This is a genomic window from Neorhizobium sp. USDA 3394 (assembly GCF_056280385.1).
Map to the genome: position 1 here is coordinate 1,222,444 of NZ_JBWCDU010000002.1, position 21,861 is coordinate 1,244,304.

Annotated in this window: 27 protein-coding genes; 8 read left to right on the forward strand and 19 right to left on the reverse strand. The window is 61.6% G+C overall.

From position 1 onward, the window contains the following. The first annotated feature begins 10 nt into the window (after positions 1-10). Together ACZ9EJ_RS27430 and ACZ9EJ_RS27435 are read left to right on the forward strand one after the other, a co-directional pair. The gene (locus ACZ9EJ_RS27430) at positions 11-289 is read left to right on the forward strand and encodes a helix-turn-helix transcriptional regulator (protein ID WP_046639955.1); all 279 of its coding nucleotides are present in this window, start codon (positions 11-13) and stop codon (positions 287-289) included. A gap of 1,015 nt (positions 290-1,304) precedes the next feature. Beyond that, positions 1,305-1,889 (forward strand): UbiX family flavin prenyltransferase, encoded by a 585-nt coding sequence (locus tag ACZ9EJ_RS27435; RefSeq protein ID WP_046639954.1) that lies wholly within the window; start codon positions 1,305-1,307, stop codon positions 1,887-1,889. Between the two features lie 20 nt (positions 1,890-1,909). Here the strand turns inward: ACZ9EJ_RS27435 and ACZ9EJ_RS27440 are convergent, their stop codons facing one another. Together ACZ9EJ_RS27440 and ACZ9EJ_RS27445 are read right to left on the reverse strand one after the other, a co-directional pair. After that, complete coding sequence (locus tag ACZ9EJ_RS27440) at positions 1,910-2,416, reverse strand: TIGR02444 family protein (RefSeq protein WP_046627143.1); 507 nt, start codon at positions 2,414-2,416, stop codon at positions 1,910-1,912. 140 nt (positions 2,417-2,556) lie between these two features. Beyond that, positions 2,557-4,371, reverse strand: a complete 1,815-nt coding sequence (locus tag ACZ9EJ_RS27445; protein ID WP_476100189.1) for a HAMP domain-containing methyl-accepting chemotaxis protein — start codon at positions 4,369-4,371, stop codon at positions 2,557-2,559. Between the two features lie 196 nt (positions 4,372-4,567). On the opposite strand from ACZ9EJ_RS27445, the gene ACZ9EJ_RS27450 reads away from it, so the two are divergent. After that, the gene (locus tag ACZ9EJ_RS27450) at positions 4,568-4,948 is read left to right on the forward strand and encodes a VOC family protein (protein ID WP_046639953.1); all 381 of its coding nucleotides are present in this window, start codon (positions 4,568-4,570) and stop codon (positions 4,946-4,948) included. A 21-nt stretch (positions 4,949-4,969) separates the two neighbouring features. On the opposite strand, the gene ACZ9EJ_RS27455 is transcribed toward ACZ9EJ_RS27450, so the two are convergent. The 7 genes from ACZ9EJ_RS27455 to pcaD all read right to left on the reverse strand — a co-directional run bounded on the left by ACZ9EJ_RS27455 (position 4,970) and on the right by pcaD (position 9,394). After that, the gene (locus ACZ9EJ_RS27455; protein ID WP_046627145.1) at positions 4,970-5,392 is read right to left on the reverse strand and encodes a type II toxin-antitoxin system VapC family toxin; all 423 of its coding nucleotides are present in this window, start codon (positions 5,390-5,392) and stop codon (positions 4,970-4,972) included. Then, entirely contained in the window at positions 5,393-5,647 is a 255-nt protein-coding gene (locus ACZ9EJ_RS27460) for a type II toxin-antitoxin system Phd/YefM family antitoxin (RefSeq protein ID WP_046627147.1), read from the reverse strand. It lies immediately after the preceding gene. Between the two features lie 73 nt (positions 5,648-5,720). Beyond that, positions 5,721-6,791 carry a 3-carboxy-cis,cis-muconate cycloisomerase gene (locus tag ACZ9EJ_RS27465; protein WP_046639952.1) on the reverse strand — a complete coding sequence of 357 codons (1,071 nt, stop codon included), beginning with the start codon at positions 6,789-6,791 and terminating at the stop codon, positions 5,721-5,723. Between the two features lie 33 nt (positions 6,792-6,824). After that, the gene (gene pcaG / locus ACZ9EJ_RS27470; protein WP_046627152.1) at positions 6,825-7,442 is read right to left on the reverse strand and encodes a protocatechuate 3,4-dioxygenase subunit alpha; all 618 of its coding nucleotides are present in this window, start codon (positions 7,440-7,442) and stop codon (positions 6,825-6,827) included. 1 nt (position 7,443) lies between these two features. After that, positions 7,444-8,184 (reverse strand): protocatechuate 3,4-dioxygenase subunit beta, encoded by a 741-nt coding sequence (pcaH, locus tag ACZ9EJ_RS27475; protein ID WP_024163715.1) that lies wholly within the window; start codon positions 8,182-8,184, stop codon positions 7,444-7,446. Further along, complete coding sequence (gene pcaC / locus ACZ9EJ_RS27480) at positions 8,181-8,597, reverse strand: 4-carboxymuconolactone decarboxylase (RefSeq protein ID WP_046639951.1); 417 nt, start codon at positions 8,595-8,597, stop codon at positions 8,181-8,183. The genes pcaH and pcaC overlap by 4 nt, the downstream gene beginning before the upstream one ends. Before the next feature lie 2 nt (positions 8,598-8,599). After that, a complete protein-coding gene (pcaD, locus tag ACZ9EJ_RS27485; RefSeq protein ID WP_046639950.1) occupies positions 8,600-9,394 on the reverse strand; it encodes a 3-oxoadipate enol-lactonase in 795 nt (264 codons plus the stop codon). 93 nt (positions 9,395-9,487) lie between these two features. Between pcaD and pcaQ the strand changes: the two genes are divergently transcribed. After that, positions 9,488-10,414: a pca operon transcription factor PcaQ gene (gene pcaQ / locus ACZ9EJ_RS27490; protein ID WP_046639980.1), complete on the forward strand. Its 927-nt coding sequence runs from the start codon at positions 9,488-9,490 to the stop codon at positions 10,412-10,414. Here the strand turns inward: pcaQ and ACZ9EJ_RS27495 are convergent. Together ACZ9EJ_RS27495 and ACZ9EJ_RS27500 are read right to left on the reverse strand one after the other, a co-directional pair. Continuing rightward, the gene (locus ACZ9EJ_RS27495; protein WP_046639949.1) at positions 10,398-10,820 is read right to left on the reverse strand and encodes a YkgJ family cysteine cluster protein; all 423 of its coding nucleotides are present in this window, start codon (positions 10,818-10,820) and stop codon (positions 10,398-10,400) included. The two genes, pcaQ and ACZ9EJ_RS27495, sit on opposite strands and share 17 nt — an antisense overlap. A 97-nt stretch (positions 10,821-10,917) precedes the next feature. After that, a complete protein-coding gene (locus ACZ9EJ_RS27500; protein WP_046632493.1) occupies positions 10,918-11,250 on the reverse strand; it encodes a hypothetical protein in 333 nt (110 codons plus the stop codon). A 154-nt stretch (positions 11,251-11,404) separates the two neighbouring features. On the opposite strand from ACZ9EJ_RS27500, the gene ACZ9EJ_RS27505 reads away from it, so the two are divergent. Continuing rightward, a complete protein-coding gene (locus ACZ9EJ_RS27505) occupies positions 11,405-12,661 on the forward strand; it encodes a glycerate kinase type-2 family protein (protein WP_046639948.1) in 1,257 nt (418 codons plus the stop codon). 47 nt (positions 12,662-12,708) lie between these two features. Here the strand turns inward: ACZ9EJ_RS27505 and ACZ9EJ_RS27510 are convergent, their stop codons facing one another. Continuing rightward, a complete protein-coding gene (locus ACZ9EJ_RS27510) occupies positions 12,709-13,614 on the reverse strand; it encodes a S1C family serine protease (protein WP_046627166.1) in 906 nt (301 codons plus the stop codon). A 190-nt stretch (positions 13,615-13,804) separates the two neighbouring features. Next, positions 13,805-14,338, reverse strand: a complete 534-nt coding sequence (locus ACZ9EJ_RS27515; protein ID WP_046639947.1) for a DUF992 domain-containing protein — start codon at positions 14,336-14,338, stop codon at positions 13,805-13,807. 262 nt (positions 14,339-14,600) lie between these two features. On the opposite strand from ACZ9EJ_RS27515, the gene ACZ9EJ_RS27520 reads away from it, so the two are divergent. Both ACZ9EJ_RS27520 and ACZ9EJ_RS27525 read left to right on the forward strand, forming a co-directional pair. Beyond that, complete coding sequence (locus ACZ9EJ_RS27520; protein ID WP_046639946.1) at positions 14,601-15,434, forward strand: DUF1206 domain-containing protein; 834 nt, start codon at positions 14,601-14,603, stop codon at positions 15,432-15,434. A gap of 13 nt (positions 15,435-15,447) precedes the next feature. After that, positions 15,448-16,155, forward strand: a complete 708-nt coding sequence (locus tag ACZ9EJ_RS27525) for a phosphatase PAP2 family protein (RefSeq protein ID WP_046627172.1) — start codon at positions 15,448-15,450, stop codon at positions 16,153-16,155. A 34-nt stretch (positions 16,156-16,189) separates the two neighbouring features. On the opposite strand, the gene ACZ9EJ_RS27530 is transcribed toward ACZ9EJ_RS27525, so the two are convergent. The 3 genes from ACZ9EJ_RS27530 to ACZ9EJ_RS27540 all read right to left on the reverse strand — a co-directional run bounded on the left by ACZ9EJ_RS27530 (position 16,190) and on the right by ACZ9EJ_RS27540 (position 18,382). After that, the gene (locus ACZ9EJ_RS27530; protein WP_046639945.1) at positions 16,190-16,600 is read right to left on the reverse strand and encodes a TIGR02588 family protein; all 411 of its coding nucleotides are present in this window, start codon (positions 16,598-16,600) and stop codon (positions 16,190-16,192) included. A gap of 13 nt (positions 16,601-16,613) precedes the next feature. Further along, on the reverse strand, positions 16,614-17,420 hold the full coding sequence (locus tag ACZ9EJ_RS27535) for a TIGR02587 family membrane protein (protein WP_370649781.1): 807 nt from the start codon (positions 17,418-17,420) through the stop codon (positions 16,614-16,616). Between the two features lie 176 nt (positions 17,421-17,596). Next, positions 17,597-18,382, reverse strand: coding sequence for a DUF1194 domain-containing protein (locus tag ACZ9EJ_RS27540; protein ID WP_046639943.1), 786 nt, complete (start codon positions 18,380-18,382; stop codon positions 17,597-17,599). 471 nt (positions 18,383-18,853) lie between these two features. On the opposite strand from ACZ9EJ_RS27540, the gene ACZ9EJ_RS27545 reads away from it, so the two are divergent. Then, entirely contained in the window at positions 18,854-19,090 is a 237-nt protein-coding gene (locus ACZ9EJ_RS27545) for a hypothetical protein (RefSeq protein ID WP_007771449.1), read from the forward strand. A gap of 48 nt (positions 19,091-19,138) precedes the next feature. On the opposite strand, the gene ACZ9EJ_RS27550 is transcribed toward ACZ9EJ_RS27545, so the two are convergent. From ACZ9EJ_RS27550 to ACZ9EJ_RS27560, 3 genes are all read right to left on the reverse strand, one after another. Then, a complete protein-coding gene (locus ACZ9EJ_RS27550) occupies positions 19,139-19,297 on the reverse strand; it encodes a YqaE/Pmp3 family membrane protein (protein WP_007771448.1) in 159 nt (52 codons plus the stop codon). A 68-nt stretch (positions 19,298-19,365) separates the two neighbouring features. Beyond that, complete coding sequence (locus tag ACZ9EJ_RS27555) at positions 19,366-20,568, reverse strand: acyl-CoA dehydrogenase family protein (RefSeq protein WP_046639942.1); 1,203 nt, start codon at positions 20,566-20,568, stop codon at positions 19,366-19,368. A gap of 11 nt (positions 20,569-20,579) precedes the next feature. Continuing rightward, a complete protein-coding gene (locus tag ACZ9EJ_RS27560; RefSeq protein ID WP_476100195.1) occupies positions 20,580-21,740 on the reverse strand; it encodes an acyl-CoA dehydrogenase family protein in 1,161 nt (386 codons plus the stop codon). Between the last annotated feature and the right edge of the window lie 121 nt (positions 21,741-21,861).

Here is a 21,861-nt window from a genome sequence, read left to right on the forward strand (position 1 = left end):
GGACAGCTAAATGGCTCGATGGAAGAAACCCACGAAAGAAGAGGTTCTCGAAAACCGGCGCACACTGGCGGAGCGTGCTCGAACCGGCGACTTGCGGCTGCCTGGAGCGGTTGTTGAAATCCGTAAGGGGTTCGGTTTGACGCAGGATGAATTCGCCAAGACGCTATCGCTCACAAGGCGCCAAATTGCTGAGATCGAAGCCGGGAGCGCGAATCCAACGCTCGAAACTTTAGTCAAAATTGGCCGATTGTTCGGATTTGCTGTGGGGTTTGTTCCGAAGGCGCAATGATGGCTGACTTTTCAGTTTGCCGCATCGATTAATATTGCGCTGTAACGAGCATGGAATATCGGTTGACTGCGGAATTTTGCCGGGGATGGGCCAGATCGAGGTCGCGTCCCTCCCAGTGGTGTAGATGGGCCGTAGCGTGTCTCTCGCGAACGCGCCCTCGACAGCGCCGTAGCGCGCGATCGGCGTAGCTGTGGTCTCCATCTTCGGTAACTTCAAGAGTATTGGTTAGTCAAAGGATCTTGAATTTGGCGAAAGCGGGTCCCCGTTTCGTTTAGGGATCTCTCTAGTAGTCCGATGTCCGGCCGCCCCAGACAAAGGAAGTCCCGCAGCCGGTTAAGCCAACGGGGCAGCAAGTGTGTGACCTCGCATAAGCACCGGAGCCAGCCGACAACCGGCGTCATTGCGGCGTAACTAAATTAAGCTTCGCTCAAGCAGGAGTGGCTAATCGACGTTTCGAAAACTAGGGAAATTCGAGACGCATGGCTTACGAGTGGGATATTGAACGGTACCTGAAAGCGCAGGATAGGAAGCGCAGCACTTCGATCACGCTGCTCTCATTTCTGCTCATCTTTTATTTCTGGATCTCCTAATAACCGTTGCAAGGATGCACTCGACTTCCGGGCCTGCGGGTGTTTCACTCTTGGGCAGTGAGGTGTGGGGATCGAGCAATGGTCTACGAGCGGGACGACCGCCGAGCACGGCGGACCAATCTGTTCAAAATGTTATCGGCCATGGCGGCGGGTGGCATCGTAGCTGCAGTGCCAGTATGGTTTGTCGTTGAAGCAATCAGCCGCTGACCGTCAACGGCCCTGCCGGACCGGCATGGTGCCGCCCTTGGGCCAGTAAGCTGGATTAGTCTCGAAGTCGGCCGGGATCGATCGTAGCGGGAGCCCGATACGGCATCTGGTGGAAGAGGCTTTGGCCGATCACATGCGAGCCATCCGGCCATCGCCGCATTGCGCCGATCGGAAAGTGGCGCTAAGTCGTCGCGACAGATTGTTCAGGGAAAAATCCCATGCGCCGCATCATCATCGCCATCACCGGAGCATCCGGTGTCATTTATGGCGTCCGCGCCCTGCAGCTTTTGAAGGAAATCGAGGATATCGAAACCCATGCGGTGATCTCGCCCTCCGCTTTTCGCACCGCGATCGACGAAATCGACATGAGTGCCGACGAGATCAAGAGCCTGGCCGATGTGCTCTATAATCACAAGGATATCGGTGCGGCGCTCTCCTCCGGCTCGTTCCGCACCGCCGGCATGCTTGTCGCACCCTGTTCGGTAAAGACGTTGAGCGGTATCGCCAACTGCTACAATGACGAGCTGATCGTGCGCGCGGCCGACGTCTGTCTGAAGGAACGGCGGCGTGTCGTGCTCCTGTTTCGGGAGACGCCGCTGCATGCAGGCCATATCGCGCTGATGGACCAGGCGACCCGCAACGGCGCGATCGTCATGCCGCCGGTGCCGGCCTTCTATTCGAAGCCCAACTCACTGGACGAGATGGTGACCCAGACGGTGGGCCGAGCGCTTGATCTGTTCGATATCCACCTGCCGATGGTCAAGCGCTGGAAGGACGGCCCTGGTTCACCCGGCCAGCACTGATCGTGCCCCGGATATCGAATTCAAAGCGCCGCAAGCGCCTTTTCGATCACCGCAAGTGCCGCTTCCGTCCGCTCATCCGGCTCCGCTCCCCGGAAAAAAGTCACGACATTCCTGAGATTGCCAGCCGGATCGCTATTTGAACCATCGCCTGCCATCAGCGCCTGCCCTTCGGCCTCGAGCACCGCCAGCTCGATCTTTTCCGCATTGAGTTCGATAGCCTTGACGCCGTTGCGCAGGATTTCCGTCTCTTTGTTGGATGCCGGATGCGGCCCGCTTTTCAACCGGCGGCGCAGGGCGCGCAGCGGTTTGACCACCTCATTGCGCCAGTCGGCGATGAGGGCGTCGATGCGGGCAATCTCCGTTGGCGAAAGCGCCACGGATTTTTTTGCCAGCCAGGCGGAGAACAGCAGCACCGGCACGTCGACACCGCTTTCGTCCTGAAGCAGCAGGCAGGCTTCGCCGACACCGGGCGCACCGTAAAGCCGCAATGCGAAATCCCAAAGTCCCTGCCCGGTATCCGCAGCCATGCAGCCCTCCATTGTCGTCCACGGCTTATCAGCTTGGTGGCGAATCAGGCAAGCTTCGATGGATTTCCGCCGCCGCATCGCGGCCGCTGCCGAGGAGCCTCGCGCCGGTGTAGGCGGCATGAGCCACTGGCGGCATCTCCTCAGGCGGCGCGGCGACGCCGCTGGGCCTGGGAGGTGGCGGCGGCGCCGAGCTGGAACTGGCCAACCATCTGGCGCAGTTTCGAGGCCTCGTCGGCAAGACCGGAACTCGCCGCCGTCGTCTCCTCAACCATCGCGGCGTTCTGCTGGGTCACCTGGTCCATCTGGTTGACGGCCGAATTGATCTCCGAAAGGCCGGTCGACTGTTCGCGGGCCGAACGTGCGATATCGTCCACATGGCTGTTGATGGTGACGATATAGCCCTCGATCGACTTCAGCGATTCACCCGCGTCGCGGACATATGTCACGCCGTGGCCGACTTCGACGGTCGAGTTCTGGATCAGCGCCTTGATTTCCTTCGCCGCATTGGCCGAACGCTGCGCGAGTTCGCGCACCTCCTGCGCAACGACCGCAAAACCCTTGCCTGCCTCGCCCGCGCGCGCCGCTTCGACGCCGGCATTCAGTGCCAGAAGGTTGGTCTGGAAGGCAATCTCGTCGATGACCCCGATGATGTTCGAGATCTGTTTGGAGCTTTCCTCGATGCGGCGCATTGCCTCGACGGCGTTGGCTACGACTTCACCGGAACGGGCAGCGGACGAATTGGCCTCCGCCGCGATCTTCCGGGTCTCATCGACCTTCTTGGACGCGGAACTGACATTCGCGGTGATCTGGTCAAGCGCGGCGGCGGTCTCTTCGAGCGAAGTGGCCTGCTGTTCGGAACGGCGCGAAAGATCGGATGCAGACTGGCTGATCTCCCGGGTCCCGCCGTCGATCGCCTCGGCGCTGCCGGCGATCTGCGTCAACGTGCTGGCGAGTTGGGCAATCGAGGTGTTGAAGTCGTGACGCAGAGCTTCGAAGTCCGCGGAGAAGGCCTCGTCAAGCTGGAAGGAAAGATCGCCCGAGGCGAGCCGGCGCAGGCCGCCGCCAAGGCCGGATGTCGCGACGCGGAGCCGTTGGGAAGCGTCGGCTTCGGCTTGTTCCTGCGCAGCGATGCGTTCCGCCTCCGACCGGTTCCGGGCTTCGATCGCTTCATCTTCCAGCCGCTTGTTGCCGATACCCGCCTGGCGGAAAATTTCCACCGCCGCCGCCATCCCGCCGATCTCGTCCTTGCGGTCCATGCCGAAGACGGTCAGCGTCAATTCACCGCCCGCAAGGCGTCGCATGCAATCCTGCAGGCGTTGCAGCGGGCCGACGACACCTGACAGCACGACCCGGATCGAGAAGCCGACCACGATCAGCGAAATCACGCCGATCACGGTCATCCAGACGAAGAGATCGGCCTTGTCCTCCAACCCATCCTCGAAACTCTTGTGCGCGACATCGAGTTGCAGCTTGGTCAGCGCGTTCAGCGGTTCGGCGAGCGGCTCGATCGCCGGGTAGAGCCGCTTTGTCACATAGGTATCGAGGGCCGCCTGATCGCGTTTGCCCATGATCGCCAGAAGCTCCTCGACAGCCTTGGTCGTCTCCGTGCGAGCACCGAGGTAACGCTGGACAAGAGTTTTTTCCTGATCGGTCAGGTGGGTTGCCTGGTAGGCCGCCCAGTCGCGGTCGGCGATGACGAGCGCTGCGCGGACTGTCTGTTCGCCCAGTTCCCAGCTGAACGCACCGCTGCGCGTCTTGTGGGCAGTGTCGACGATGGTGACAGCGTAGGCGTCGGAGACCGTCTTGATATGCGCCACGGGCTCGAGCCGATCCTCGACGATTGCGCGGGTGCGTGCCGACAACGTATCCATTCCGATGAATGCCACAGTCGTGGTTGCGGCGAGCGCGAGGGCGAGGCCGACGACGCTGGCGACAAGCTTCAATTTAATGGTCATCGGAAGATCCATTGCTGCATTGGAGGTCATGGCCAAATTCTGTTGGCCCGCTATGGTTAAGGATTGCAGAAAATATTGAGGATATGTTTAACGGCACTACCGGGGATAGCATGGATGAGTTTTTCGCTTGCGTGCGAGGCCGCGTTTGACGAGACAGGCGGGGACAGGGTGGTAACCGGCATTGGAGAGGTGACACATGAAACTTGCGCATGTCGCGCTTTGGACAACTGACCTCGACAGGCTCGTCGCGTTCTTCGAAGACATGTTCGCCGCCACCGCCAGCCCGCTTTATGAGAGCCGTCGGCGTATAGGCTTCTTCTCGAAATTCCTCACCCTTTCCGAAGGCGCGACGATCGAGATCATGAGCGGTCCGTGGATTGCGCCGGAAACGCCGGGCGAACGCGCCGGTTACGCGCACATGGCGATTTCGCTCGGCAGCCGGCAGGCGGTCGACGACATGGCAGCCAAGGCGGCAGCCATGGGCATCCTTGTCTCCCCGGCCCGCATGACCGGCGACGGATTCTACGAGGCGGTGGTCTCGGATCCCGACGGCAATCCGGTCGAGATCACCGAGTGATGCGGACCAAGCCTGGCCGCCTCAGCCCTGGAAAGTCCACGGATTGAGACAGGGCACGCCGAGAGGCTCGAAATCAGAGATGTTGCGGGTGACGACGGTCAGCCCGTGATGCAACGCTGTCGCGGCGATCATTGCATCTGGTGACGGCCGCTTGTTCGGCGTGGGGAGGGTGCCGGTGCGAAGAGCAATCGGAGTATCGAAGGGAAGGATGCGGCCGCTGAAATTCACCAGGACATCCTCGGTCAGCCAGCGTTCCAGTTCGGTCGAGAAAACAGGGTTTCGGCTTTGCTCCAGTCGGACGCCGAAGCGAATCTCCATGATGGTGATCACTGACAGAAACGCGTCGTCTATGCGGAACTTCCGCATGAAAGCCTGAAAGGCAGCCGCTTGCTTTTCCGGCCGCTTCGAGCACGAAATGACATTGGTATCCAGCAGGAATGCCATTCAGAACTCAACCTCGCGCCCCTCGAAACTCAGGCGCGGAGGGTCGAAATCCTGATCGACCGTGCCTTGGGTATCACGCAAAGCGTCGTAGAGGCTCTTCTGCTTCTTCCAGTTGGCCTCGAATTCCTCATAGCTGACAAGCACATGCGTCGGCTTGCCGTGATCGGTAATGACCAGCGGATTCTCGTTCGCCGCCTGCCGGGCCTTGCTCGGGTTCTGATTGAAGGAGGCACTGGTCATGTAGGAAAGAGTCATAAGACCTCCGGGTCAAACCTAGTATCTTTCTTCCAAAATATACTAGAATTGCCCGTCCTTCAATGCAGATACGTCAGCCCGTGCCCAGCGACCTCACATTGCCGGCAAGTTCCGCTGCAAGCCGTAGTGAAGCGCCGGTCGCGATCACCATGGACGGCAGGATCAACCATTCGAGCGTCCAGGCCGCACCTGAGCGTTCCTGCTCATGCACCATCGATTGCTGCATGCCGGAAAGCTGAACCGCGTTGAAGCGTGCGAGCGATACCAGTACCTCTGCGGCCACCGGGTTCTGCTTGTGGGCCATGGCGGAAGAGCCGCCGCCGCCGGCGAGCTCCATCTCGCCGGCCATCAGCGCGAGCAGCGCCACGTCCTGGCCGAGCTTGCCGAGCGAGCCGGAAATCATCGTCAGGATGTTTGCGAATTCCGCCAGCCGGTCGCGCTGGCTCTGCCATTGCGGCGCGTCGGTCAGGAACAGTTCCCAGGCAAGCGCCTTGCGCACGTCGGCGGCCTTGTCGCCGAATTTTTCGAGGCTGCCGGCAGCGCCGCCGAACTGCACCGCAAAACCGGTTTCTGAGAATGTGTCCAGCCGCTGGCGATGCCGGGTCAACGGCTCTTTCCAGGCGCGGATACGGTCGGAAACGGTGATCGGGATCGCCGCCTGCATGCGGGTATGGCCCATCAGCGTTCGTGTCCCGAATGCCCGGTCGATGTCGTCGAAAGACTTTTCCAGGGCCGCGAGGCGTTCGATGAACAAGGAGCAGGCCTGCTTCAGGCGGATTATGAGCGCTGTGTCGATGACATCCTGGCTGGTCGCGCCGAAATGCACGTGCCTGGCAGCCTCGCCGCCGCCGGCCTGCTGACTGACGGCATCGCGAAGCTGCTTGACGAGTTCGGGGACAACGACGCCGTCGCGCGCGGCTCCGTTTCGCAGCCCGGCCATGTCCGGCTCGAAGGTCTGCAAGGCTGCGGCAATGCGCTCCGCAGCCTCGGCAGGGACGATGCCGCAGGACGCCTCGGCCTTGGCAAGGCCCGTTTCGAAGGCCAGCATGGCGTCGATCTCGGCGTTCACCGAAAACAGCTGTCCGGTCTCGTCGTCACCGACAAGGCCGGACAAAAATGGATGCTCGAAAGCCGAGACGCTCATAACTACTCCCGGGCGAACCCTGATTCTTCGACGTCAGATATCGAAGAATATGGTTTCGTTTTCACCCTGAAGATAGATGTTGAAGGTGACGGTATTACCGTCACGCTTGCCGATCAGGGTGGGAACCCGAACCCGGTGCTCGATGCGCGACAGGATCGGATCCGCCGCATTGGCCTCTTCCTCGTCGGAGAAGTACATGCGGGTGTTGAGGCCGAGATTGATGCCGCGGGCGACCACCCAGAAGGTGACGTGCGGTGCCATCAGGCGGCCGTCGCGGAACGGCACCTTGCCGGGCTTGATCGTTTCGAAGGCGAATTCGCCGGTCGCCATGTCGCCCGGCTGGCGAGCCCAGCCGAAGAAATTCGGATCGGCCTTGCCGCGGGTTTCCGACGGGCTGTTGTAATAACCGTCGGCATCCGCCTGCCAGATCTCGATCATCGCGTCCTTGAGCGGGGTCATCGCCCCGTCATAAACGAAGCCGCGGATGGTGATGCGCTCGCCGCGCGTCTGGTCGTTGACCATCGGGCCGGAGCCGAGATCGGTGTCGTAGACGCCGGTAATACCGGAAAAGTTCGGCGTGCAGCCGATATGGACATACGGACCCGCGGTCTGCGAGGCGGATTCCTTGAAATAGGTGAGCGGCTGGACCATCTCAGTTGCCCTCTTTCCGGTTCTCGAAGAATGTCGAGCGACGGCCGCGCAGGACGATATCGAACTTGTAGGCCCGCATGTCGTGCGGGATGGTGTTCTGCATGTCGAGCGCGGCGATCAGGCCCTTGATCGCGTTCTCGTCCGGAATGGTCTTCACGATGGGACAAATCCAGATCATCGGATCGCCCTCGAAATACATTTGGGTGATCAGGCGCTGGGCAAAACCATGGCCGAAGACCGAGAAGTGGATATGCGCCGGGCGCCAGTCGTTGACGCCGTTCGGCCACGGATAGGGACCGGGCTTGATCGTCTTGAACGCGTAGCCGCCGTCCTCGTCGGTGATCGTGCGGCCGAAACCGCCGAAATTCGGGTCGAGCGGCGCGAGATAGGTTTCCTTCTTGTGGCGGTAGCGGCCGCCGGCATTGGCCTGCCAGAATTCCACCAGCGCGCCCGGAACGCCGCGGCCGCGCTCGTCGATGACACGGCCGTAGACGAGGATGCGCTCGCCGAGCGCCATCTCGCCGGGCTTGGCGTAATTGACGATCAGGTCGTTGTCGAACTCGCCGAGAATGTTATGGCCGAAGACCGGGCCGGTGATCTCGCTCTTGGTGCCTTCGAGCGAAATCAGGGCGCGCTGCGGCGAGCGCAGTACCGAGGTCTTGTAGCCGGGCGTGAAGGCTGGCGGATGCCATTCCCGGTCACGCGCGAAGAAGGGTGTTGTTTCTGGGGGTGTGTTCTTCATTTTTGCTCTCCCGCGGCCTTGTCCGCGTCCATTTCGGCATAAGTGGCTTTGGCGATCTTGAAGGCATGGTTGGCGGCCGGAACGCCGGCATAGACTGCCACATGCATCAGGGCTTCGCAGATATCGTCCTTCGTCGCCCCCGTATTGGCGGTTGCGCGGATATGCATCGCGACCTCTTCGTGGTGGCCGAGTGCGGCCAGAAGCGCGATCGTCACCATCGAGCGCTCTCGCTTGGTCCAGTTCGGGCGCGACCAGACCGTGCCCCAGGCGCCTTCGGTGATCATCTCCTGGAACGGCCCGTCGAACGGTGTCTGGTTTGCCTGGGCGCGGTCCACATGGGCGTCGCCCAGCACCGAGCGGCGGGTCTTCATGCCTTGAACATAACGTTCCGATGGCGCGGAAGGATCGGCCATGTCTAGTCCTCGAGTTGTTCGATGAAGCCGCGGATCAATGCGGCATGGGCTGCGGGCGCCTCGACGCAGGGAATATGCGCGGCGCCCTCGATGATTTCGTAGCGCGCGCCCGGGATCAGATCGGCAAACGACCTGACGAGGTCGGGCGGTGTCGAGCCATCCTCGCGGCCGACGATGCAGAGCGCCGGCACGGCGATTTTCTTCGCGGCCTCTGTGAAATCGGCGTCGCGGATCGCCGCGCAGGTGCCGCTGTAGCCGGAGGTCGGCTGGCGCACGAGCATGTTGCAATAGGCCTGGTAGGCGGCATTTTCCGGCTTTCGGAACGGCGCGGTGAACCAGCGCTCCATGATCGCGTCGAGAATGCTGCCGATACCGTTCTGCTCGACGGCCGCAATGCGCGCCGCCCAGGAGTCGGCGGTACCGATCTTGTGCGCGGTGTTGGAGAATATCAGCGCCTTCACGAGGTCGGGACGGGTGGTATAGAGGCTCTGGGCAATCAGCCCGCCGACCGAAAGGCCGCAGACGATGACCTGGCTGAGCTGCAGGTGGTCGAGCAGGCCGGCAAGATCGGCGGCGTGGTCGGCGATCGAATAGGGCGGATCGCCAAGGCCGGACAGCCCATGGCCGCGTTTGTCATAGGTGAGGACCGTAAAATCCTCGGCAAGCTTCGGCAGTTCGTGATGCCAGATGCGGCTGTCGGTTCCGAGCGAATTGATGAACACGATGACCGGCTTTCCGTCGCCGGCGCGCTGGATGTCGTAGTGGATCACAATGTCGTTGATGTGTACAAACTGCATCAGCGCCTCCTCTCGCCTTGATAGATTGCACTAGTTTCCGGTTAGGTAAAATGATATTTTGAGCTAATCCCCTAACCACAGGGTTATTTGATCTTGATCAATTCCCGAGTCAAGTTTCGCCACTTGCATACATTCGTCGAGGTCGCGCGCCAGAAAAGCGTGGTCAAGGCGGCCGAAATTCTACATGTCAGCCAGCCGGCCGTCACCAAGACCATTCGCGAGCTCGAAGAGGCGCTGGGTGTCGCCATGTTCGAGCGCGACGGTCGCGGTATCCGCATCACCCGTTATGGCGAGGTCTTCCTGCGCCATGCGGGCGCGGCACTGACGGCACTCCGGCATGGCATGGATTCCGTCTCCCAGGAACTGTTCGATTCCGCGCCGCCGGTCCGGATCGGTGCGCTCCCGACCGTTTCCACCCGCGTGATGCCGCGTGCCATGACGCTCTTCCTCGCCGAAAAGACCGGTAGCCGGATCAAGATCGTGACGGGAGATAACGCCGTTTTGATGGAGCAGCTCCGGGTTGGCGATCTCGACCTCGTGGTTGGCCGCCTGGCATTGCCGGAGAAGATGACCGGCCTGTCCTTCGAACATCTCTATTCGGAACAGGTCGTCTTTACCGTCCGTACTGGACATCCACTGCTCGATACCAAACGATCGATTTTCGAAGGTTTTGCCGACTACCCGGTGCTGATGCCGACGCGCGGGTCGATCATTCGGCCTTCGGTTGAACAGTTCCTGATCGCCAACGGCGTCGCCAGTCTGCCGACCCAGGTGGAGACCGTCTCGGATGCCTTCGGGCGCGCATTCGTACGGTCGAGCGACGCGATCTGGATCATCTCGACGGGCGTGGTCGCCGCAGATATCGAGGACGGGGTTCTGGCGACGCTGCCGATCGACACCAGCGAGACCCGTGGCCCGGTCGGCCTCACCATCCGCGCCGATGCAAATCCCTCCACACCGCTGTCGATCCTGATGCAGACCATCCGCCAGGCCGCAGCGGAAATCATGCCGGCGCGGTGACGCCCGGCTCTATCTTCGTCACTTCGTCGCCGCAAAACAGGATAACGTAGTGGCCGCGCGCCTGCGCGGCTTTAGCCCAATTGTCGAGATCGGAAGGAAAAGGCGCCTGTTTCCAGGCATCCGGATGGTCCGGATCGACCAGTATGGTCAGCTGCGGTCCCTGCTCATAGACGAGCATCTTCGATGTCAGCGGCCGCCAGGCATCGGGAACGCCCGGATCGGTCATCCACAGACAGAGGAAATCGCGGCAGAGCTGGGGTCGGTCGGTATAGATTGCGCAGCCCTTCCCTTCCGAACAGTGCCGGCACCAGGCATCGGGCGGCTTGTCCAGAGCCGCGATTTCGGGAAGCCGGCAGCAGAGCGTGCAGGTTCCGCAGGATCGCGCTATCGTTTCAACTGTCTTCAAGATCCCGCCGCCTCAACCGCAAAATGCCCGGCCAAACGATCGGCCGGGCCTGCGATTATACGCTGCGGTTGTTTCATGCAAACAGGGAGCGACCGTGTCAGGTCGCTCGCAGCTCCGGAAACGTGCGGCGCAATTCGTCCATCGAGGCTATCACCGCATCGTCGGCGCGCAGCGTGACCGATATATTGTCGGCAACATTGAGCGTTTCCTCAAAATGCACCGGCATTTCAGCTCCGCCCTGGCGCACCAGCGTGGCCTCCTTGCGAAAGCCATGTTTCAGCAGCCAGTCGCGGGGGGCGCTGAGGCTCACCGCCACATGGAAGGCGCCGTCATCTTCCTTGCTGGCTTTTAGTTTGTAAGTTACGGGAGACCTGTCGCCGCCGATGTCGATCTGGCCTGGGTAACCGGCTTCTTTGAGATGTTCACCCATATTTTCGCTCCTTCATTTTGGTGAGCCCGTGGGACAACCGCCACTGGCTTGCTTTGTTCCGTTTGAAAGGCCGGCGGGTGATCAAGCCAGGTTGACGGCTGTTGACTACCGTGATCGAAAGAGCCCGGGTGGCGGAGACGCGGGAGGACAAGCGATGACGGATCGGAAACTGCTGGAGGCGCTGTTTCATGCAGCCGTGAAGGCTGCCGATCCGCTCACCGGCATCGTGAAGCACCTACCCACCCCGCCGGCAGGCGGGCGAACCGTCGTGATTGGCGCCGGCAAGGGTGCAGCCCAGATGGCTGCAGCGCTCGAAAGCGTGTGGACCGGACCGCTGACTGGAATCGTCGTGACGCGCTACGGTTATGGCTGCGAAACGAAGTCGATTGAGATTCTCGAGGCGTCGCATCCGGTACCCGATGCCGCTGGCCTCGCCGGCGCAAAACGGTTGGTCGAGGCGATCCGTGACCTCTCCGAAAACGACCTCGTCATCGCGCTCGTCTGCGGCGGTGGCTCCGCCCTGCTGCCCGCGCCGCCGGAAGGACTGACGCTGGAAGACGAGATTGCGTTGAACGAGATGCTGCTTGCTTCGGGCGCGCCGATCTCGGCCATGAACGTGGTTCGCAAACATCTGTCGACCATCAAGGGCGGCAGGCTTGCGGCAGCGACCAAGGCCCGCGTCGTCAGCCTGATCGTCTCGGATATTCCCGGCGACAACCCGGCCTTCGTTGCCTCCGGCCCGACCGTTCCGGATGCCACGACACGACACGATGCGCTCGCGATCGTCGAACAGTATAAATTGAAGCTGCCGGCGGCGATGATCGCGCATCTGAACTCGCCGGCCGCCGACGCACCGGAGCCGGACGATTCGGTCTTTGCCCGCCACGAGCATTTTGTCATAGCTTCTGCCGGCGTCTCGCTGGAGGCCGCGGCTGAGGTCGCCCGCGCCCATGGCGTGACGCCTCATATCCTCTCCGACTCCGTCGAAGGCGAAGCGCGCGATGTGGCGCTGGTGCATGCAGCAGTTGCGCGCGAAGTGTCACTCCGCGACCGGCCGTTCGCAAAGCCGGCGGTTCTGCTGTCCGGCGGGGAGACGACGGTGACGCTACGGGCGAAGGGCGGCAAGGGCGGCCGCAACGGCGAATTCGCGCTGGCTCTGGCCTTGGCGATCGACGGCCACGCGATCACCGCGCTGGCCGCCGACACGGATGGCATCGACGGATCGGAAACCAATGCCGGGGCTTTCGCGGACGGCACGACAGCCAGACGCCTGCGGGCCGCAGGCCTCGACGGGCGGAAACTGCTTGACGGCAATGACAGTTTTTCGGGATTTGCCGCGATTGGAGACCTATTCGAAACGGGTCCAACCGGCACCAACGTCAATGATTTCCGGGCGATCCTGTTGATATAGCCGATCGAAGCCGCTCTCGCAGCCTTCTCCGCGCCAGATGGCGGCGATCACTGCAGCTGTGGTTTCCTCAAAAAATCATTCCGGTCGGCCGACTTCACCCTGAGCCAGGCCTCCCGTCCATCACGCAAAATCCGCATCGGGATTTCGGCGCCCGGAGGGCCGCTCTCCCAGATCTTGCGATAGAAGTCCGCGAGCCCGTCGACCTCGCCGTCGCGAATTTCCGAAATCACGTCGCCGCGTTTCAGGCCCGCCTTGGCTGCCGGACCGTTTTCGGTGACGCTCATGACCACAACTTCGCCATTGCTTTCCGCCGACATGGCGCCGAGCCAGGGGCGTGGCGGGCGGTTGAATTCGCCGCGATTGAGGAGATCGTCGAGAATCGGCTTCAGGAGATTGACCGGCACGACCATGTTGATGTCTGCGATCTCGCCGCCCTTGCTCATCTGAAGACGCAGAGACCCCACGCCAAGCAGCTTGCCTTCTGTGTCGATCAGCGCCGCACCGCCCCAGGAGGGGTGGGCGGGTGCGATGAAGATCGCCTCATCCAGCAGATATTCCCAATATCCCGCGAATTCCTGCTTGGCGACGATATTGCCGCGCACATATTCTCCCTCGCCATCGGCGAAGATGATCGGATCGCCGAGCATCGCGGTGGCGGAATCGCCGATCTGCAGCGCCGGCAGATCCAGCGGCGCCATGGCCTGCACGAGGCCGAAGCCGCTTTCCTGATCGTAGGCCAGCGCATGAGCCGGCACGACGCGGCCGTCCTGGCGCGTCAGCCAGACGTCTTCTGCTTCGGTGATCAGATAGCCGATCGTCAGCACCAATCCGTTTTCGCGGATCACCACGCCGCTACCTTCCCGGCGGGTGCCGAGCGTATTGGCCGTAAAGGCGTTGTCCGGAATGGAAGCACGCACAGCCACGACCGACCGTAAACTTTTCTCGAGATCCATGATGCAAATCCTGATGAGGCAATACGCGGTCCGGAACCCCGCAAGGGTCTGCAAAGGCCAACCATACCGTCTCTTTAAGGTATGAATGTGGACGGCGTGGAGCAAGAGGCCGCATAGAACTCATGCTTGCAAAAGTGTCTGCCTCATTGGGGTCCCCTCCCCGTTTCCGGGAAGGGGAAGCGTGGAATGTTCAGCCCGCGGGCGTCAGCGTGACCGACGTGCCGGTGGCGGCGACGTTGAGGCCGAGCTGGCCCGTCACGCTCACCGTCTGCAGGTGGATGGAACCAGCGGTACCGCCGACGAGGATGTTGGCGCCGATGCCGGCCCCGACGGTGGCCTCAGCGGTCGCGCCTTGGTAGAGGCCGCCGAGCGAACCGTGGTGATAACCGGCGGTCGGGGCGAAGACGGCCCAGATCAGCCGCGAACGGGTGGTGAAGCCGAGATCCACGCCCATCTTGCGCACCACGCCGGTATAACGGTCGAGCGGTTCGCTGCCGATCGCCGTCGTAAAGACGCAGTCGGCTTCCTTGGCGGAACCAAGCACGTAACCGACGCCACCGCCGATCGAGCAATCGAGATAGCCGATGCGAACGCCACCGCGCTGGTCCTGTTCTTCGTAAACCGGGACACGATCCCGGCGGGCGATCACATCGGCCGAAAAGGCGGCTCCGGCGCTGGTTACGACCGGCAAAGCGGCGAGCGCCAAGGCAACAATCTTCTTCATCCCTGTACTCCTTTAATTCTTCAGCCGCCCTTGTTGAGACTCATGCGAGCGGTTTGGCAGCGTTGGGAAACGCATGTGGCGGAAGAATGATCCAATGTGCGCTGCACACGAATTATCACCGAATTGTTCCAAGCGTGAGTTGGTTCTATTCCGCCTGCGCGGGCATTTCGCGAAAATGGCCGGAAAGAGAAAGGCGGCATCGGCGACTTCCGGAACCGCGGGCATCCCGGCACGTTTCTGTCGAGTTTTCGAGGAGATCGGGATGGACAAGGACAGGAAACTGGAATGGCTGGCGAGATCCGGGTATGCGGCCCGGGGGATCGTATACGTCCTGATCGCCGGCATGGCGTCGCTTTCGACCTTGGGTGGAGGAGAACCGGATTCCAAGTCCGCGCTGCAGATCGTCCTGGAACAGCCTTTCGGGCAAATATGGCTCGGCATGATCGGCATGGGCCTGGTCGGCTTCGTCCTCTGGCGAGTGGCGCAATCGATCCTCAATACCGACCGCCATCAGCACAATGCGAAAGGGTATCTGGTCAGGGCGGGTCTACTCGTCAGCGCCGCCACCTATGCCGGTCTCGCCTTCTATGCAATCGGGCAGGCTCTTCATCTCGGCTTTGGCGCAGGATCATCCAGCGCGCGCGAAAGCTGGACCGCCTGGCTGATGCAGCAGCCGTTCGGTCGCTATCTTGTCGCAGGCGTCGCGCTTGCGATCATCGGTGCCGGCGGCGCCCAGGCGGCCAAGGGTGTCAAACGCGGCTATCTTCGCTTTTTCGAAAGCGGCTTCGAGCAGCGAGCCGTGCTCAATGGCATCTGCACCTACGGCCTTCTGGCGCGCGGCGTCATCTTCCTCATTATCGGCGGGTTCTTCATCTACGCCGCCTTCGCTGTCGATCCGAACCAGGCCGGCGGTCTGGCGGATGCACTCGCGTGGGTGCGCCAGCTTCCATTCGGGGCTATCCTCTATGGAATGGCGGCCATCGGACTTTTCGCCTTCGGCCTCTACGGATTGATCGAGGCACGGTACAGGATCGTGCAGCCGCCTTCGACGGATCGGCCGCTTCGCGCGATGCGGTCGGTCGTGAACTGGAATTGAGCAAGGAGTTTGGATGGCATTCCATCAGCGCGTAACACGCAGAGTGGTCGAAAGGGTCATGACGTTCGAGCCGATCGGCTTGATGATGATCGCCTTCCTGGCAGGCGGGCTTTTCGTATTCTTCCGGTTGACCGACGAGGTGCTGGAAGGAGAAACCCATGCCTTCGACGAAAAGATCCTTCTGGCCCTGCGCAATGCCACTGATCTTGCGACACCGCTTGGACCCTATTGGCTCAATCATGCCATGGGAGATATCACGGCTCTCGGCGGGGTCACCGTGCTCACCCTGATGACCGTCATGGGAACCGCCTTCCTCCTGCTGTCGCGGCAGAAGGCCATCGCGTTCTTCATGTTCCTGTCGATCGCCGGCGGCTGGCTTTTGAGTTCGCTGCTGAAGCTCGGCGTAGCTCGTCCGAGGCCGGATATCGTGCCGCATCTGGTCGAAGTCAGCGATCTCAGTTTTCCGAGCGGTCATGCAATGCTGTCGGCCGTCACCTACCTGACGCTCGGAGCGCTGCTGTCGCGCGCTCAGCCCTATCGCTCGACGCGCATCTTCCTGATCGGCGCGGCGATCGTCCTGACATTCATCATCGGTTTCAGCCGGGTTTATCTCGGCGTCCACTACCCGACAGACGTCCTCGGCGGCTGGTGCGCCGGCGCGACCTGGGCACTGGCGTGCTGGATGATCGCAAGACGCTACATCTCCGTGACGCCGGAGTAATCCGGCGACTTGCGAAGGTGATGTCGGCGATCCCTCACGGATCGATATAGCCGACCGCGCGGATACGTAGCTCGCGAGCACCCGGATCCTGGGAAAACAGGATCGCCCCGGAGGACTTGGATTCCGCCGGCACGTAGTCGAAGGTAACGTCTGCGTCTTCGACGATGTTGCCGCCGTCCAGAATTTCGCCCCGTACGGTAACCGCAGCAGCCGTCGCCGTCGCCTTGTTGGCGATATCGAAGGCGACACGGTAGCCGCCTTCCGTCTGGCGCCTCTCGGTGATGGCGATTGAGAAGTCCGGGCGCATCTTCTCCTGTGTCCAGGCCTGGTAGGCGACCCAGGTTATCGTGGCGACGACGACGAGCGCTGAAACCATGCCGGTCGCCCATTCGATCCAGTGTGGCTCCTTGGCTTCGGTGTGGCGTTTGTTGGCTGTGGTTGTCATCGAGGTTCACTCGTTACAGGATCAGGCGGGCGGCGGCGGCCCCGATTGCGCCGGGGAAACTGAGGACGATCGCCGACATGAGCATCTGCGTCGGCGCCGTATCGTCGAGCCGGCCGAAGGTCCACAGCACGTAGAGGCTGATCAGCATGGCGACCATGTAGCCCGGCAAAGTGAAGCGGAAGAAGGCGTGCCACCACGGCGTTTCCTCGGAAATCTCATGGGTGCCCTTGAAGGCGACCGCATAGACGAACCCGTGCATGATGGCGATCGATAGGGCGATGGTGACGAGCGCATGCCAAGGCGTCATCTTGTAGGCGATCAGGATGATTTCCTCCGTCGGTGCGACGTTGAGGTTGAGAAAGAGGGCGCCGACCGCCATCAGAAAGAGCTCGCGGCTGTAACTGGTGGAAATTTCGTCGGCCACCCCGCCACCGCCTTGCCCATCCTCCTCCCCGTCGTCCTCACGGTCATCATTCTCGGACTGTCCGCCGAGCTGGGAGCGGCCGAGCAGCGCGCCGATGCTTGCCGGAACGGACTGGATGGCGATCTTGCCGAGCATTTCGGAGAGCGGCATGTGGGGCTTGATGTCCCCGAGCATGACGAGAACCGCTGCACTTATGAGGATGCCGAGGCCATAGGCGATGGTGGCGTCGCGGCATGCTTCTCCAAAGGTGGAGGTACGCTCGAAACCGATCCGGTGGGCGAGCAAGATGAGAAGCGGGATATTGACGACCAGCAGCAGGAACAGGCGCCAGCGTTCGATGTAGAAACCGAGCTGCCAGAGCTCCATTGTCATCAGCATCGGGATGCCGAACAGCATTGCGCCGGCCGCGCCACGTCCGAGACCGATCAGGAAACTTCGGCTGCCGCCTGTGTCATTGCCCCGTTCCGTCCTGGCACCGTTCAACGCCGGCTCCCTCCCCTCTTACGACAAGCGGAAGGAAACTCTGAAATCGGATGAAATGTTCCACCCGTGCGACGTGGCTGGACAAGGTATTACCGATCGAACAGATCCTGCCATTGCTTCTCGCCGATGAGGCAGTCGCTGGAAGGCTGGTTGCTGGCGACCTTCTGCACGGTTGGGGACGGCGTGAGCCCGCTGATCTCCAGGACCAGCTTGCGCCGCACGGCGACGGCGAAATCCTCGATCTTGTGAACCGGCAGCACGAAGGAGCCAGGTCCGCCGATGACGCAGTCGCCGTAATATTTGTCGAGCCCGCCCGGTGCACCGGAGGGTCTCAGCATGATCGCCAGCCCATTGATGATGATGCCGGCCTCCAGCGCCTTCCCACGGACCGGCACGACCGGATTACCGGAATTGTTCGGCCCGTCGCCGGAAATGTCGATCACCTGACGCATGCCATGATAGGAATTGGCGACGATCATCGTCGCGCCCTGGGTGATTGCGGCGGAAATCGAAGTGCGGCGCTGGGAATTGATGGGCCGGGCCTCGAGCTTGGCGGCAAAATTGATCGCGTCCTGCTCGTTTTCGATGATTGTCCAATCGATGATCGAATCCGGCACCACGTCACCGGCCCATTCGAAATAGCTGATGGCGATACGGCCGGTCAGCCCTGTCTTCACCGCATCGATAAACTCCTTGTGTTTGAGTGCCTCGAGATACCCCTCGCGCTGGATGCGGACCTCCTCGTAGTCCATGGAGCGGGACGTATCGACCGCGAGGACCAGTTCCACATCGACTTCACCTCCCTTTTGCTGCGCGACCATAGGGGCCGTGGCAGCGGCGGAAAGGCTCATAAGCATCGCGAGTGTTGTAAGCATTGCCAATCCAATCACTGCGTTATCGATTTCTTAAAACTGTAACACAGAGGGAACCGAGGGCGACTCTCCTGCGCGAGCCCGCCTTCAAATTTCGGTGATGGGACTTTATTCCGGGACCGCCCGGCGTAATCTGCCATGGAAGCGGCTGCTGCTTCGACCGTGGCCGGAACGGCAGCTACCAACGGCGTATCTGGACAGATACGCGGCATGACGAGGTTACCGGCAAATTTTGGTGGCGCGATTGCGCACGAGTGGAGGACGTCTTCGCATAGGTGTCGATTGCCACGCGAATTTGCCCTTTGGCTCTAAGTTGCCTTTGGGGTAGGGACACTGTCATCCCAACCACGAGGAATAGCTATTCCAGGGCTGGAGACGCAAACTGGTGTGACTATGGGACAGGGCGATTTCTGGTGGTCGCTGTTGACTTCGCAGCACGCATATCGACAGTGTGGCACAAAAGAAGGAAACGCCATGTCCCGGTCTGAAAAATTTATCGTGCTGCCGTTCAAGAAAGTGCGGGGCAACGTGACGCCGGGCGAGATGCGCGTGGCCTCGAATGCCGCTTCGGCAGAAAAGATCGCCCGCGCCATGGCCGACCGCTTCGTCGGCGTTGCGGCCTATTCGGTTCAGGTCGACATGGAAAGCGGCGACATGTCCGATCCGCGCATCCTGTGGCAGTCGGGCGAGATCGCGGATATCGCCGCTTAAGACTCCAGCGGTCATCTCGCTCGGAGACGACGCCCAGCGTGATCCCGGCTATTTGCGCAGGATCACCCAGAGCGCGTGCACGATGCCCGGCAACCAGCCGCAGAGGGTGAGCAGGATGTTCAGCCAGAAATGCAGGCCGAGCCCCACCTGGAGGAACACGCCGAGCGGCGGCAGGATGAAGGCGAGCAGAATGCGGATGATATCCAACGGGCGTTCTCCGGGCTGACAAGGTCCGGCTGGTAACGCGCTGGAGGAGATATGGTTTCAGGAGAGGTTCACCGCAGCAGGGTCTTTGCGATGATTTCCAGCTGGATCTCGTTGCTGCCGCCGAAAATGCTTTGGGAGCGAGAGTTGAAATAGACGGCGGAGGCGACCTTGCGCTCTTCGTCCAATTCATTCTCCTCCGGCAGCTCATGTAGCGGCCGGCGCTCTTCCCAGCGTAGCGCATCGGGTCCGAGGATCGATGCTGCAAGCTCCGCGATCGACTGGCGGATGCGGCTGCGCTCGATCTTCATCGTCGAGGACGGCACCGCGCCCGGATTGCCGCCCGCCTGGACCTTGGACATGGCCGCAAGCTCCAGCATGTCGTTGGCGTCGACATCCGTGGCGATCTCGGCAAAGCGGGCCATGAACAACGGATCGTCGATCATCTTTCGCCCGTCGGCAAGCGGCTCGGAGGCGATCCGCTGCAACCGTGTCAGCATGGCGCGCAACACGCCGCCGGCAAAGGCCCCGCCCCGCTCGAATTCGAGCAGGTATTTGGCGATATCCCAGCCCTCGCCCTCTTCGCCGATACGATCGGAGACCGGTACTTTCACGTCGTCGAAGAAGACCTGGTTGAATTCATGCGTGCCGCAGATCGAACGGATCGGCCGGATCGTGACGCCCGGCGATTTGAGGTCGATCAGGATGAAGGTGATGCCTTCCTGCTTCTTGCCGGTATCCGCCGTGCGCACCAGAGCGAACATGCGGGTGGCGTGATGCGCCAGCGTCGACCAGATCTTCGAGCCGTTGATCACGTAATGGTTGCCGTCGAGCACCGCCTTGGTCTTCAACGACGCGAGGTCGGAGCCGGAGCCGGGTTCGGAATACCCTTGAGCCCAGACATCCTCGCCACTCAGGATGCGCGGCAGGTAGAAACCCTTCTGGGCATCGTTGCCGTAGCGCATGATGACCGGGGCTATCATCTTGATCGAGGCGCCGCGGAAATGCGGCTCGCCGGCCCGTTCGCATTCCTGGTCGAAGATGTAGCGCTCGGCAAGCGTCCAGCCGGTGCCGCCATATTGCTTCGGCCAGGACGGGGCGACCCAGCCCTTGTCGTTGAGTTTCGCCTGCCATTTCAAGCCGACGGCGGGATCGGCGAGGAAACTGGGGTTCAGCCGCTCGGCGCGCTTCAGGTCCGCGCCCAGATGGGCGTCAAGAAAGGCCCGCACCTCGTCGCGGAAGCGGACCTCTTCTTCTGTCAGCAACAGATCCATGGAACGTCTCCTCAGACGGGTTCGCGCAGCAGGCTGCCGGACAGCACGGCAGGATCGCGGACGATCTCGCCATAACGCTTCAGATGGTCGGCGGTGGTGCCAAACGTGTTTTCGATCGCATAAAGCCGGCGGAACCAGGCGCCGATCGGCATTTCCTCCGAAAAACCCATGGCGCCGTGCAGCTGGATCGCCTCCTGCGCGACGGAGCGGGAAACCTTGCCGATCTTTGCGCGGGCGCCGGAAACGCCGCGGATGCGCATCGGGCGCGGCGCATCGACGGAAAGGGTGGCAAGCAATGCGGAACCGCGGGCTTCTTGGCATTTCACCGCCATCTCACCCATGCGGTGCTGAAGTGCCTGGAGGGCGGCGAGTGGCTTGCCGAACTGCACGCGCTCCTTCGTATAGGCAACGGTCGCGTCCATCAGCGCGTCCATGATGCCGACCGCTTCCGAGGCGAGCGCGGCATTGGCGCGGTCATAGGCTGCTTCGATTTCAGCGAGCGTATCGGCCTCAGCGCCGAGCAGCGCCGATGCGGGTACGGCGACGTTGTCGAGAACGAGATCGCTGGCACGGCTGCCATCGACGAGTTTCACCTCGGTCCGCGTCAGTCTCGCAGCGTCCGTAGGTACGACGAAAAATTTGACTGCCCCGTCAAGCTTGGCCGAGACCAGAAAGATATCCGCAAAGGGGCCGGCGAGAACCAGCGGCTTCTCACCGGAGATGGTGTAGCCATTTCCACTCTTTGTGGCGGTTGCGGCGATATTACCGAAGTCGAAACCGGTCTGGCGCTCGGCATGGGCGAGCGCCGGGCGCGAGGTGCCGGCGATCAGGCCCCCGAGGATTTTGGCTTTTTGATCCGCACTGCCCAGCTTTTCGACCAGCCCACCAGCGAGGATGACACAGGCGAGATAGGGTTCGACCATCAGCGCTCGGCCGACCGCTTCCATGATCAGCGAGATTTCCACCGCGCCGCCACCAAACCCGCCATTCTCTTCGGCAAATGGCAGCGCCAGCCAGCCGAGATCGGCCATCTCGGACCAGATGCCGACATCGTATCCGGTCTTCGAGGCGATGATCTTGTTACGCCTCTCGAAGTCGTAGCGATCCTTCAGGAACCGCTCGGCGCTTTCCTTCAACAGAAGCTGCTCGTCCGAATAGTTCAGGTCCATCATCTGGTCTCGCGTTGTAGTCTTGGAGGCGGCGGGTGCCCCGCCCTCGCCCGACCTCCGCTTCGCCACCCTCTCCCCAAGGGGAGAGGAAGGTTAGAGCCGCTACGGCATATTTCTTCTCCCC